At 71.1% G+C, this 13,054-nt stretch carries 10 protein-coding genes; 5 read left to right on the top strand and 5 right to left on the bottom strand.

What is annotated here, in order from left to right; translation table 11 throughout:
* Positions 1–437: 437 nt before the first annotated feature.
* Complete coding sequence (iolC, locus tag ACZ561_RS06930; protein WP_470991308.1) at positions 438–1,385, bottom strand: 5-dehydro-2-deoxygluconokinase; 948 nt, start codon at positions 1,383–1,385, stop codon at positions 438–440.
* A 158-nt stretch (positions 1,386–1,543) separates the two neighbouring features.
* On the opposite strand from iolC, the gene ACZ561_RS06925 reads away from it, so the two are divergent.
* Both ACZ561_RS06925 and ACZ561_RS06920 read left to right on the top strand, forming a co-directional pair.
* Positions 1,544–2,452, top strand: a complete 909-nt coding sequence (locus tag ACZ561_RS06925) for a sugar phosphate isomerase/epimerase family protein (protein ID WP_470990564.1) — start codon at positions 1,544–1,546, stop codon at positions 2,450–2,452.
* 259 nt (positions 2,453–2,711) lie between these two features.
* A complete protein-coding gene (locus ACZ561_RS06920; RefSeq protein WP_470990562.1) occupies positions 2,712–2,909 on the top strand; it encodes a helix-turn-helix transcriptional regulator in 198 nt (65 codons plus the stop codon).
* A gap of 162 nt (positions 2,910–3,071) precedes the next feature.
* On the opposite strand, the gene ACZ561_RS06915 is transcribed toward ACZ561_RS06920, so the two are convergent.
* A complete protein-coding gene (locus ACZ561_RS06915) occupies positions 3,072–4,127 on the bottom strand; it encodes a zinc-dependent alcohol dehydrogenase family protein (protein WP_470990560.1) in 1,056 nt (351 codons plus the stop codon).
* 41 nt (positions 4,128–4,168) lie between these two features.
* The gene (locus ACZ561_RS06910) at positions 4,169–6,475 is read right to left on the bottom strand and encodes an MMPL family transporter (RefSeq protein ID WP_470990558.1); all 2,307 of its coding nucleotides are present in this window, start codon (positions 6,473–6,475) and stop codon (positions 4,169–4,171) included.
* A gap of 163 nt (positions 6,476–6,638) precedes the next feature.
* Between ACZ561_RS06910 and ACZ561_RS06905 the strand changes: the two genes are divergently transcribed.
* Entirely contained in the window at positions 6,639–7,322 is a 684-nt protein-coding gene (locus tag ACZ561_RS06905; RefSeq protein ID WP_470990556.1) for a TetR/AcrR family transcriptional regulator, read from the top strand.
* On the opposite strand, the gene ACZ561_RS06900 is transcribed toward ACZ561_RS06905, so the two are convergent.
* Positions 7,300–8,514, bottom strand: a complete 1,215-nt coding sequence (locus ACZ561_RS06900; RefSeq protein WP_470990553.1) for a cation:proton antiporter — start codon at positions 8,512–8,514, stop codon at positions 7,300–7,302. The two genes, ACZ561_RS06905 and ACZ561_RS06900, sit on opposite strands and share 23 nt — an antisense overlap.
* A gap of 145 nt (positions 8,515–8,659) precedes the next feature.
* Between ACZ561_RS06900 and ACZ561_RS06895 the strand changes: the two genes are divergently transcribed.
* Complete coding sequence (locus tag ACZ561_RS06895) at positions 8,660–8,893, top strand: heavy-metal-associated domain-containing protein (protein ID WP_470990551.1); 234 nt, start codon at positions 8,660–8,662, stop codon at positions 8,891–8,893.
* A gap of 95 nt (positions 8,894–8,988) precedes the next feature.
* Complete coding sequence (locus tag ACZ561_RS06890) at positions 8,989–11,244, top strand: heavy metal translocating P-type ATPase (RefSeq protein WP_470990549.1); 2,256 nt, start codon at positions 8,989–8,991, stop codon at positions 11,242–11,244.
* A 458-nt stretch (positions 11,245–11,702) separates the two neighbouring features.
* On the opposite strand, the gene ACZ561_RS06885 is transcribed toward ACZ561_RS06890, so the two are convergent.
* On the bottom strand, positions 11,703–12,992 hold the full coding sequence (locus ACZ561_RS06885; RefSeq protein WP_376436109.1) for a citrate synthase: 1,290 nt from the start codon (positions 12,990–12,992) through the stop codon (positions 11,703–11,705).
* Between the last annotated feature and the right edge of the window lie 62 nt (positions 12,993–13,054).

Genomic DNA, 13,054 nt, shown 5'->3' with positions numbered 1-13,054 from the left:
GTCGACGGGCTCGAGACCGACACCGGGGACCCCCGCCCCGGACCGCGCGAGTCGCAGCGGCGGCGAGGGGTGCGCGGCACGGCGGAGGGGGTCGGGTGGGGCGGGGGAAGGGGAGTGAGGGGCGGCGGTCGGGTGCAGGGCGGCGTCCCGGGACGCGGTCCCGCCGAGTGCCGCGGCCGAGGTTCGGGGTTCCCGCTCGGCGGAGGCGGAGGAGCCACCGGGCTCCGCGGGCGGAGGCGGTGGCGCGCCCGGCCCTGGCGACCTCCGGGCCGGGGAGCCGGGCCCCCGCTCGGCGGGATCCCCGGCCACACCGGCGGGGGCCCCGGTCACACCGGACTCCGCGCCCGCGCCCGTCGGCGCAGGCGCGGCGTCAGCCCTCGGGCCGCCTGCTCGGCGATGGGCCGCGCGGGTGCGCCAGGTGTCGTCGGGCCGGCCGCTCATGGGGTGCGCTCCGGGATCGAGCCCGTGCCGGTCGCGAGGGCCCGCTCGATCTCGTCCGCGTACGGCATCGCGGGCGAGCAGGCGAGGCGGCCGGCGACGATGGCACCCGCCGCGTTGGCCCAGCGGATCGTGCGGTCGAGGTCCCAGCCCGCGAGCAGCCCGTGGCACAGCGCCCCGCCGAACGCGTCGCCCGCGCCGAGCCCGTTGACCACATCGACCGGCAGCGGCGGCGCCTCCGCGCTCTCCCCGTCGGCGGTCATCGCGAGGACGCCCTTGGGGCCCTGCTTGACGACGGCGAGCCGCACCCCGGCGGCGAGCAGCGCGCGGGCGGCGGCATACGGCTCGCGTTCCCCGGTCGCGACCTCGCACTCGTCCAGGTTGCCGACGGCGACCGTGGCCGTGCTCAGCGCCTCCCGGTAGAGCGGTCCCGCCTCTGCCGGGTCGGGCCAGAGCACCGGACGCCAGTCCAGGTCGAGGACGGTCGGATCCGCACCGCCCCGCTCCCGCAGCGCACCCAGCGTCGCCGACCGGCTGGGCTCGACGCTCAGCCCCGTCCCGGTCACCCAGAACGCCCGCGCCGACCGGATCGCCGCGAGGTCCAGCTCGTGCGGATGGATCTCCAGGTCGGGGGCCCGGGGCCGGCGGTAGAAGTGGATCGGGAAGTCGTCGGGCGGGAAGATCTCGCAGAAGGTGACCGGCGTCGGGTACTCCTCGACAGCCGTCACCCACCGGTCGTCGACACCGAACCCGCGGAGCTCCTCGTGCAGATACACGCCGAAGGGGTCCTCCCCGGTCCGGCTCACGAGCGCCGTCCGCCGGCCGAGCCGGGCCGCCGCCACCGCCACGTTCGCGGGCGAGCCGCCCAGGAACTTCCCGAAGGTCTCCACCCGGGCGAGCGGGACCCCGATCCGGAGCGGGTAGAGGTCCACGCCGAGACGCCCCATCGTGATCAGCTCGTACGGCTCCGCATCCACGCGCGCCACCTCTCGCCTCGGCCCCGCACCCAGGTCTAGTCGTCCGCCCCGAACCCTGTCAACGCTATGTCCTTACATTCGGACGAGCGTCTTGACGCGTCGTTCCGGGCGCGGCCAAGGTGGCTCTCATGACGATGCCGTCGCCTCTGTCCCGTATCCGTATCGGCTCCGCCCCCGACTCCTGGGGCGTCTGGTTCGCCGACGATCCCCGGCAGGTCCCCTGGCAGCGCTTCCTCGACGAGGTCGCCGGGGCCGGTTACGAGTGGATCGAACTCGGCCCGTACGGCTATCTGCCCACCGACCCCGCGGTCCTGGCCGAGGAGACCGGCCGCCGGGGCCTGCGCGTCACGGCCGGGACGGTCTTCACCGGGCTGCACCACGGCCCCGCCGTCTGGGACAGGACCTGGGCGCATGTCGCAGAGAACGCGGCTCTGGCCCAGGCGATGGGCGCGGAACACCTCGTCGTCATCCCCTCCTTCTGGCGGGACGACAAGACGGGCGAGGTCCTGGAGAACCGCACGCTCACCGTCGAACAGTGGCGGAATCTGACCGGTCTGACCGAGCGCCTGGGCCGCGAGGTCCGGGAGCGCTACGGCCTGCGCGTCGTCGTCCATCCGCACGCGGACACCCACGTCGACAGCGAGGAGAACGTGGCCCGCTTCCTGGACGCCACCGATGCCGACCTGGTCGCACTCTGCCTGGACACCGGGCACTACGCGTACTGCGGCGGCGACAGCGTCAAGCTGATCGAGACCTATGGCGAACGGATCGGCTATCTGCATCTCAAGCAGGTGGATCCGGAGATCCTGGCCGGCGTCGTCGCGGACGAGGTTCCCTTCGGTCCGGCCGTGGCCCGGGGCGTGATGTGCGAGCCGCCCTCCGGTGTGCCCGCCCTGGAGCCGGTCCTGGCCGCGGCACAGGCGCTGGACGTGGAGCTGTTCGCCATCGTCGAGCAGGACATGTATCCGTGCGATCCCGACAAGCCCTATCCGATCGCGGTCCGCACGCGCCGTTTTCTGCGCTCTTGCGGGGCATAGGGGTGGAGCGTCCTGCGGGCACCGAGGCGCGCCGATCCACACGTATCTGATCGTGCGCCACCTACGTCACATCTGTCCCCCTGTCGTCACACATATCTCCATTACGCGGGCTTTCCGTCACAGCCGTACGACAGCCGCTCTCCTCCCGTCACAGGGTGTCGTTCAACGGGCACAGGCTCAGTGATCGCCAGCGCTTGCCCCGCAGCTCCCCCGAACGGCACCCCCGCCGCCGCTGCGAGGCGCGCAGGGAGGTGCCCGCATGACGGAACGAAGGCTCTGGTCGTACAAGGACATTGCCGCGCACATCAGGGTGCAGCCGGACACCGTGCGCTCCTACCGGAAGCACGGTCTCCTGCCGCCGCCCGATCACGTCGAGTCGGGGAAGCCGTACTGGTACTCGGACACGATCCGCGTCTGGGTGGCCAACCGCCCCGGCAACCGGAGCCGCCGCGACTGACCTCCCACCCGGCACGAGCTCGTGACACATCGCGTGGCACGAGCTTCCGGCCCCGGGGCCGCAGCACGAGGGCCCCGGCCCCGAGGGCCGCCCGAGGGCCCCGCATCCGACACCGGTGCGGGGCCCTCGAGTCGTCCAGGGCCACGGACGTGGTCGGGAAGCTCAGCGCCAGGGCCGGATGACCGTCACGCCCGAACCGGGGGCCGAGCCCATCGCCGCCAGCGCGGCGGGGGCCGCCTCCAGCGGCACGGTGGAGGTGACAAGCCGGTCGGGGCGCAGTCTGCCCGTACGGACCATTTCCATCATCGGGCCGTAGGCATGGGCGGCCATGCCGTGGCTGCCGACAATCTCCAACTCGAGACTGATCACCCGGGACATGGGGACGACCGGGTCCCCGACCGCCGGGGGAAGCAGCCCGACCTGGACGTGCCGGCCCCTGCGGCGCAGGCTCTCCACCGAGGCGGCACAAGTGACCGGGGAGCCGAGCGCGTCGAGCGAGAGATGGGCTCCCCCACCGGTCAACGCCCGCACCGCCGCCGCCGTCCCGCCAGGCGTCGACGCGAGGGTGGAGGCGTCGACGCACTCCGCCGCCCCGAACGCCTGCGCCAGTTCAAGGGCCTTCGGCGACACATCGACAGCAACGACACGTGCCCCGCAGGCCGCCGCGATCATCACGGCCGAGAGCCCGACTCCGCCACACCCGTGCACGGCGACGAACTCACCGGCCGCGACCCGCCCTTGGGCGACCACGGCACGGAACGCCGTCGAGAACCGGCATCCGAGCCCGGCCGCCGTCTCGAACGACAGCTCCTCCGGCACGGTCACCAGGTTCACGTCCGCGTGGTCCAGCGCGACGTACTCGGCGAAGGAGCCCCAGTGGGTGAAGCCCGGCTGGGTCTGCCGCTCGCAGACCTGCTGGTCCCCGGCCGCGCAGGCCGGACAGCTCCCGCAGGCACAGACGAAGGGCACGGTGACCCGGTCGCCGGGCTTCCAGTTGGCCACGTCGGCCCCCACCGCCTCGACCACACCGGCGAGTTCGTGCCCGGGCACGTGCGGCAGGAGGATGTCGGGGTCGTGGCCCATCCAGCCGTGCCAGTCGCTGCGGCACAGCCCGGTCGCCTCGACCCGGACGACGACACCGTGGGCGGAGGGAGTGGGATCCGGCACGTCCCGGACCTCCGCCGCCTGCCCGTACCGCTCGAACACCACTGCCTTCATGGGCCCGCCTTTCACCACCGTCCGGAATCCGGCCCTCCAACCTAGCTGCCGACAGACTCCTTGTCCCGGGCGTCCCGGCGCACCCCTTCCGACGCCTCCGCCTGCGCCGCCCCCGCCCGCTCCGGTGCCGTCTCCGCGCCGCCCTCGCTGATGCCGAACCGGTCGTGGAATCGGCGCAGCGGGCCCGGCGCCCACCAGGTCAGCCGCCCGGTCAGCTTCATCACGGAGGGGACGAGCAGGCTGCGCACCACCATCGCGTCCACCAGCACGGCGAGCGCGACGCCGAGGCCCAGCATCTTGGTGTTGGTCACCCGGGAGGTGCCGATGGCCACCATGACGACGGCCAGGATCACGGCGGCGGCGGTGATCAGGCCGCCCGTGTGGCGCAGGCCGAACCGGACCGCGTGGTCGTGGTCGCCCGTCCGGTCGTACTCCTCCTTGATCCGGGATATCAGGAACACTCCGTAGTCCATCGAGAGTCCGAAGGCGACGCAGAACATCAGCACCGGCAGGGTCGTCTCGATGTCGCCGGTCGGGGTGAAGCCGAGGAACCCGGAGAGATGGCCTTCCTGGAAGACCCAGACGACCGCGCCGAACATCGCGGTCAGGCTGAGCCCGTTGAGGACGACGGCCTGGATCGGGATCAGCACACTGCCGGTCAGCAGGAAGACCAGGAGCAGGGTGACGACCACGATGATCGCCCCCGCCCACGGAAGCCGGTCGCCTATGGCGTCCTTGGAGTCGACGAGGACGGCGGCGGCTCCGGTGACGGATGTGTCGAACGGGGCAGGCTCGGCTCGCAGTTCGCCCACCACACGCTGGGCCTTGTCGCCGACGCCCTCGCCCTCCGGAAGCACCGTGAAGTACGCATGGGCTCCGGCTTCGGTGCCCGAGGTCACGGGGCCGTCCACTCGCACGATCCCGTCCATGGCCGCGATCCGCTCGCGGTAGTCGGCGTACTCGGCCGGGGTGGCGCCGCCCTCGGCGAGGACCGTGAGCCCGCCGCCCGGGCTGCCGGGGAAGCCGTCGCGCAGCTCGTCCTGGACGACCCTGGACTCGGCGGTGGTCGGGAGCTGCCGGTCGTCGACCGTGCCGAACTTCGCGCCGAGGAAGGGAAGTCCGAGCAGCACGAGACCCGCAGTGGTGACGACGGCGAAGACCGGCGCGCGCCGCATCACCAGAGTCGCCGTCCGCGCCCAGCCGGCCCCCGGCTCCCTGGCACCCGACTCCGCGGCATCCGCCCCCGCCGCCTCCGGCGCGCCTTCGGCGGCCCGGCGACGGCGCTTGAACAGGCGTCGCAGGTCGAGCGCGTTGACCCGCTCCCCGAGCAGCATCAGCGCGGCGGGCAGCAGGATCAGCGCGGCTGCCGCGGCGAGCAGCACGACCGCGATGCCCGCGTAGGCGAAGGAGCGCAGGAAGTACTGCGGGAAGACCAGCATCGCGGCGAGCGATGCCGCCACGGTCAAGGCGGAGAAGAGCACCGTCCGCCCGGCCGTCCGCAGGGTGATACCGACGGCGGTCCGGGTGTCGGCCCCGCGGCCGAGCTCCTCACGGAACCTGCGGACCACGAACAAGGCGTAGTCGATGGCGAGTCCGAGTCCGAGGGCCGTCGTCAGATTCTGCGCGAAGACCGAGACGTCGGTGAGTTCGGTGAGGCCGCGCAGCACCGCGTTCGTTCCCAGGATGGCCACGATGCCGATGCCCAGCGGCAGCATGGCCGCGACCGCGCTGCCGAAGACCATGACGAGCAGGACGAGCGTCACCGGCAGGGCGATCAGCTCGGCGCGCAGCAGGTCCTCCTCGATGACCGTCTGCATCTCGTGCTGCACGGCCAGCTGACCGCCGACGGAGACCTCGACCGGTCCGTGCGCGCCACGGTAGTCGGGGGCGATCCGCTCCAGGATCTCGCCGGCCTCCTTCTCGTCGCCTTCGACCCTGGCGACGATCACCGCTTGCCGGCCGTCCTCGGAGCGCAGAGCCGGTGAGCCGGTCCCCCAGTAGGAACCGATACCACCGACCCCCCGCTCGGCGTCGAGTCGCTGGGCGAGACGCCGGGCCTCGGCGGCCACGGCGGGATCGTCGACCCCGCCCTCCCGCGCGCTCACGAGCAGGAGCAGATTGGGCTGGGAGGCGGGGAACTCCCGCTCCAGGACCTGTGTCGCATACGTGGACTCGGCGTCCGGGTCCTGGAAGCCGCCGCTCCCCATCCGGTCGGCGACACCGCTGCCCGCGAGAACGGAGAGCGCGGTGATCACCAGCGCGACCAGCAGGGACAGGCGCGGCCTGGCCGTCACGAACCGGGTCCACCCCCCGCCCCGGGCGGGCGCTGAATTCTTGACTTCGGCCATGACGCGGTGTCCCCTTCACCATGACCCACGCGCTCGCTTCCCGGCAGGTCGCATGGGTCGCCCGTTGCCATAGACTGGCAAACACGAGTCATCGCTCGCGTTTCACAAGAATGCGAGCGACCACTCGTGTTTGTCAAACATGCTGAGAGAGCTGGGGACAGTCATGTCCGAGGAGACGCCCGAGAGTTCGGCCGAACAGAAGCCGCGCCGGCGACAGGCCCGCGGCGAGCGCCGCATCGCGCAGCTGCTCCAGGCGGCGGCGAACGTCTTCTGCAGCAACGGCTACACGGCCGCCAGCACCAACGCGATCGCCCGAGAGGCCAGCGTCTCCCCCGGAACGCTCTACCAGTACTTCCCGAACAAGGAGGCGATCGCCGTCGAGCTCGGCGGGCGCCTGCTGCACCAGATGCGCGAGATGCACGGACAGGCGTTCACCCCGGCCAACCTCGCCCTCCCACTGCCCGAGCTCATGGACGCCGTGCTCGACCCGATGATCGAGTTCAACTGCAAGAACCCGGTCTTCCTCGCCCTGATGCACGGCTCCGAGATCCCCGGCCGGATCGCCGAGGAGCACGACGCCCTGCACGCCTCGCTCCTGACCTCGGTCCAGAGCCTGTTCGACCACCACCTGCCGGACCACACCCCCGAGGACCGCACCCTCAAGGCCGAGATGACCTTCTCGGTCGTCAAGGGCGGCCTCACCCTGATCCTCGCCGCCGCCGAAGGGCCCGAGCGGGACGCGGCGATCGCCGAGCTGAAGACGCTCCTCCTGGGCTATCTCGGCCCGCTCATCGGGGGCTCCCCGGCCGCCGCCTGCAGCGCCCTCACCACGACTCCGACTCCGTGATCGACTCCCTCGACGGCGCCTTCCCTCCCGCCCGCGACCTGAGCCTCAGAGCGAGGAGCGGGAAGACGAGGACGGACACCATCCCGGCGCCCACGAGCGCGGCCGCCTCGCCGGCCGACAGCGCCTTGTCGTCGAGGCCGATGGTCGTGATCGCGACGACGAGCGGCAGGGCCGTCGAGCTGTAGAGCACCAGCGCGCCGCGGTCCGCGCGACCGAGGTCGCGCGGGGCCAGGAGCAGGACGGGCCCGCCGCGCACCACCAGGAAGAGCAGCAGGAAGACCGGCAGGAGCAGCAGCGTCCGCCCGCCGTCGAGCAGCGAGTCCAGGTCGAACTCGATACCGGTGACGACGAAGAAGACCGGCACAAGGAACCCGAAGCCGACCGCCTCGACCTTCTCCAGGACGGCCGGACCCGACTCCGGGGCGGCGCCGGCCAGGACGAGCCGGGTGATCAGACCGGCGGCGAAGGCACCGAGGAGCACGTCGAGACCGAGGGCCTGCGAGGCCCCCAGCATCACGGCGAGCAGCAGGAAGACGAAGCGCACCGCGAACTGACCACTGGTGTGCAGGGTCTTGGCGACGACCTGGGAGAACCAGGGCGGCCTCGGCCGCAGTGCCCAGAAGACGGCCCCCGCCGTGAGCGCCGCGAAGACCGCGAGCACCGCCGTCGACTGCCCCGGGCTCCGTCCGCTCAGGAGCAACGCCATCGCGATGATCGGCCCGAACTCCCCCACCGCGCCGAAGGCCATCACCACCGAGCCGAACCGGCCGTGCAGTTCGCCCGCGTCCCGCAGGACCGGCAGGACGGTGCCGAGTGCCGTGCTGGTGAGCGCCACCCCGATGAAGACGCCCTCGTGGAATCCGCCGCCCAGCAGCATCCCGGCCCCGAGCCCGAGCGCCAGGGCGATCACCCACGCCCACACCGAGCGCCGCAGGGTGTCACCGCGAACCTTGCCGAACTCGATCTCGTACCCCGCGAGGAAGATCAGCATCGCGAGGCCGAGCTCCGAGAGACCGTCGATCAGGGCGTCCGTGTGCGCCCAGCCGAGTACGTCGGGGCCGATGAGGATGCCGAGCAGGATCTCGAAGATGACGAGCGGTACGGGAAGGCGGCGCCCCACTCCGTAGGCCAGCAGCGGCGCCAGAACGGCGATCGCCATGATCAGGATCAGCGTGGTCCCCGATTGCGACATGCCGGGTATCTACCATGCTGGGCCCGCCCGACCGCCCAGCTCGCGCGGCACGGGCGGGGCGGGAGTGGATTTCATACCCCCTAGGGGTATAGTCTGTGCTTCAGTACGAGCCTGAACCAGTACCACCCTCGAAGAGGAGACCGTCATGACCGCCGAGACGACGACCGAACTCACCACCGTCTACCAGGTCAAGGGAATGACCTGCGGGCACTGCGAGGGCGCGGTCTCCAGTGAGATCTCCGAGATCGCCGGCGTCTCCTCCGTCAAGGCCGTGGCCGCCACCGGCCAGGTCACCGTGGTCTCCGCGGCCCCGCTCGACGAGGCCGCCGTCCGCGCCGCCGTCGACGAGGCCGGCTACGAGCTCGTCGGCCAGGCCTGAACACCCGAAGGCCGGCACCCGAGCCACGCCACGGCATAACACGGCAGGGCCGTACCGTTACGACGGTACGGCCCTGCTCCCTTTTGGAACGGCACATGACCTCCAGTCCCGCCTCCCCCCTCACCACCGAGCTGACCATCGGCGGGATGACCTGCGCCTCCTGCGCGGCCCGCGTCGAGAAGAAGCTCAACCGCATGGACGGCGTCACCGCGACCGTCAACTACGCGACGGAGAAGGCGCGGATCGAGCACCCGCCCGAGGTCGACGTCGCCGACCTGATCGCCACGGTCGTCAGGACGGGGTACACCGCCGAGGAACCCCCGCCGCCCGAGCCCGTACCGACGCCGGGGACGGGCACGGACACGGAGTCGTCGAAGGCCGAGCGGGACGAGGACCCGGAGCTCGGCTCGCTCCGTCAGCGGCTGACCGTCTCCGCCCTCCTCTCCGCGCCCGTCGTCCTGCTCGCCATGGCCCCGGCCCTCCAGTTCGACAACTGGCAGTGGCTGTCCCTGACCCTCGCCGCGCCCGCCGTCGTCTGGGGCGGCCTGCCCTTCCACCGCGCCACCTGGACGAATCTGCGGCACGGCACCGCGACCATGGACACCCTCGTCTCGATCGGCACCCTGGCGGCCTTCGGCTGGTCGCTGTGGGCCCTGTTCCTCGGCGACGCCGGCATGACCGGTATGCGCCACGGCTTCGACCTGACCGTCGACCGCGCCGACGCCTCCTCCAGCATCTATCTGGAGGTGGCGGCCGGCGTCATCACCTTCATCCTGCTCGGCCGCTATCTGGAGGCCCGGGCCAAGCGGAAGGCCGGCGCCGCGCTCCACGCCCTGCTGGAGCTGGGCGCCAAGGACGTGGCGGTGCTGCGAGGAGGCTCGGAGGTACGGATTCCGGTGGCCGCCCTCAGGGTCGGCGAGCTGTTCGTCGTACGGCCCGGGGAGAAGATCGCCACCGACGGCACCGTGACCGAGGGCGCCTCCGCCGTCGACGCCTCCATGCTCACCGGCGAGTCCGTCCCGGTCGACGTCACGGCCGGCGATCCGGTGAGCGGGGGATGCGTGAACACCTCCGGCCGGCTGGTCGTCGAGGCGACCCGGGTCGGCGCGGACACCCAGCTCGCCCGCATGGCGAAGCTCGTCGAGGACGCCCAGAACGGCAAGGCCGAGGTCCAGCGTCTCGCCGACAAGGTCTCCGCCGCCTTCGTGCCGATCGTCCTCTTCATCGCCCTCGGCACCCTGCTGACCTGGCTCTTCGTCGTTCAGGACACCACAGCCGCGTTCACCGCGGCCGTCGCCGTACTGATCATCGCCTGCCCCTGCGCCCTCGGTCTCGCCACCCCGACCGCGCTCATGGTCGGCACCGGCCGCGGCGCGCAGCTCGGCATCCTCATCAAGGGCCCCGAGGTCCTGGAGTCCACCCGTCGCGTCGACACCGTGGTCCTCGACAAGACGGGGACCGTCACCACCGGCCGGATGCGGCTCCAGAAGGCGTACGCGTACGAGGGTGAGGACGAGGCCGAACTGCTGCGCCTCGCGGGTGCCCTGGAACACGCCTCGGAGCACCCCGTCGCCCAGGCGGTCGCCGCCGGCGCCGCCGAGAGGCTCGGGCACTCCGTGGCCGGACTGCCCGTACCGACCGCCTTCGAGAACGTGCCCGGCCTCGGTGTGCGGGGCACGGTCGACGGCCACCAGGTCCTGGTCGGCCGCGCGGCACTGCTCGAGGCCGAAGGCATCGACGTACCCGGGGTGCCGGAGCCCGGCGCCGTCCAGGTCGCCTGGGACGGCCGCGCCCGCGGAGCCGTCACGGTCGCCGACGCGGTCAAGGAGACCAGCGTGGAGGCCGTCGCCCGGCTGCGTGCCCTCGGCCTGACACCGGTCCTGCTGACCGGCGACGGGCGGGCCGTCGCGGAGACGGTCGCCGCCGATGTCGGCATCGGCGCGGACCAGGTCTTCGCCGAGGTGCTCCCGCAGGAGAAGGTCGATGTGATCCGGCGCCTCCAGGCCGAGGGCCGGACGGTCGCGATGGTCGGCGACGGCGTCAACGACGCGGCGGCACTCGCCACCGCCGACCTGGGCCTGGCGATGGGCACAGGCACGGACGCGGCCATCGAGGCGAGCGACCTGACGCTGGTCCGCGGCGACCTGCGCGTGGCGGCGGACGCCATCCGGTTGTCCCGCCGGACCCTGGCGACGATCAAGGGGAACCTGGGTTGGGCCTTCGGCTACAACTGCGCCGCTCTGCCGCTCGCCGCCCTCGGACTGCTCAACCCCATGATCGCGGGTTTGTCCATGGCCTTTTCGTCCGTATTTGTCGTGACAAACAGCCTGCGACTTCGGAGGTTCACGTGAATTCACCTACACGTGACGCACAGGACCTTCACAAAGAGACCTAGATCACAGATATTTAGGGGTAACCATTCGGGCCGTTCGCGAGTCTAAGTGGGCGATGCCAAGAACGTCTTGGGGGACGTTCATGGGATGTCTTGGGGGACGTTCCAGGCAAGCGTTGGCCGGGGCACGTGCACCGGGGAGCTTTGAGCGGCCCTCCCGTACGTACGTACCCCGGCAGACCGCGTAGACCCGCCTAGCTTCTGCTGAACCCGGCAGACGCCCGGCCCGGATCCCGTGGGGGGAATCCGCACCGGGGATATGGAAAGCGCCCCGCTCGCCGACCCGTGGGGGGATCGGCAGCGGGGCGCTTTTCGTTCGGCGCGCCGTGCGGCGGAGGCGGACGCCCACGCCCACGCCCACGGCGGCAAGCCTGTGCGCGGCCTCGGGGGCCGCTACGGCCTCAAGCCACTACGGCGTCAGCGGCTCTCGACCGGGACGAAGTCGCGCAGGACCTCGCCGGTGTAGATCTGGCGCGGGCGGCCGATGCGGGAACCCGGCTCCTTGATCATCTCGTGCCACTGGGCGATCCAGCCCGGCAGACGGCCGAGCGCGAAGAGCACGGTGAACATCTCGGTCGGGAAGCCCATCGCGCGGTAGATGAGGCCCGTGTAGAAGTCCACGTTCGGGTAGAGGTTGCGCGAGACGAAGTAGTCGTCGGAGAGCGCGTGCTCCTCCAGCTTGAGCGCGATGTCCAGCAGCTCGTCGGACTTGCCGAGGGCGGAGAGCACATCGTGCGCCGCGGCCTTGATGATCTTGGCTCGCGGGTCGAAGGACTTGTACACCCGGTGGCCGAAGCCCATCAGGCGGACGCCGTCCTCCTTGTTCTTCACCTTGTTGATGAAGGAGTCGACATCGCCACCGTTGGCCTTGATGCCCTCGAGCATCTCCAGGACCGACTGGTTGGCGCCACCGTGCAGGGGGCCCCACAGGGCCGAGATGCCGGCGGAGATCGACGCGAACATGTTCGCCTGGCTCGAACCCACCAGACGGACGGTGGACGTCGAACAGTTCTGCTCGTGGTCCGCGTGCAGGATCAGCAGCTTGTCGAGCGCCGAGACCACGACCGGGTCGAGCTCGTACTCCTGGGCCGGGACCGAGAAGGTCATCCGCAGGAAGTTCTCGACGTACCCGAGGTCGTTGCGCGGGTAGACGAAGGGGTGGCCGATCGACTTCTTGTAGGCGTACGCCGCGATCGTCGGCAGCTTGGCGAGCAGCCGGATCGTCGAGAGGTGACGCTGCGTCTCGTCGAACGGGTTGTGGCTGTCCTGGTAGAAGGTGGACAGCGCGGAGACCACCGAGGAGAGCATCGCCATCGGGTGGGCGTCACGCGGGAAGCCCTGGAAGAAGCGCTTGACGTCCTCGTGCAGCAGCGTGTGCTGGGTGATCTCGTTCTGGAAGGTCGCCAGCTCGTCGACCTTGGGAAGCTCACCGTTGATCAGCAGGGAGGCCACCTCGAGGAAGGTGGACTGCTCCGCCAGCTGCTCGATGGGGTAGCCGCGGTACCGCAGAATGCCCTGCTCGCCGTCGAGGTAGGTGATGGCGGATTTATAGGCGGCTGTGTTGCCGTATCCACTGTCCAGGGTGACCAGACCGGTCTGGGCTCGGAGCTTCCCGATGTCGAAGCCCTTGTCGCCGACGGTGCTCTCGACCACCGGGTAGGTGTATTCACCGTCCGCGTACCGCAGTACTACAGAGTTGTCGCTCACGTCATCCCTCACCGACGTAGTGCCTCTTCTTCGAGGTGCCCTGACTGTCTCTACCATCCCCC

The sequence above is a fragment of the Streptomyces sp. NPDC039609 genome, from assembly GCF_055596705.1.
This window is presented reverse-complemented; position numbering and strand designations above follow the sequence as displayed.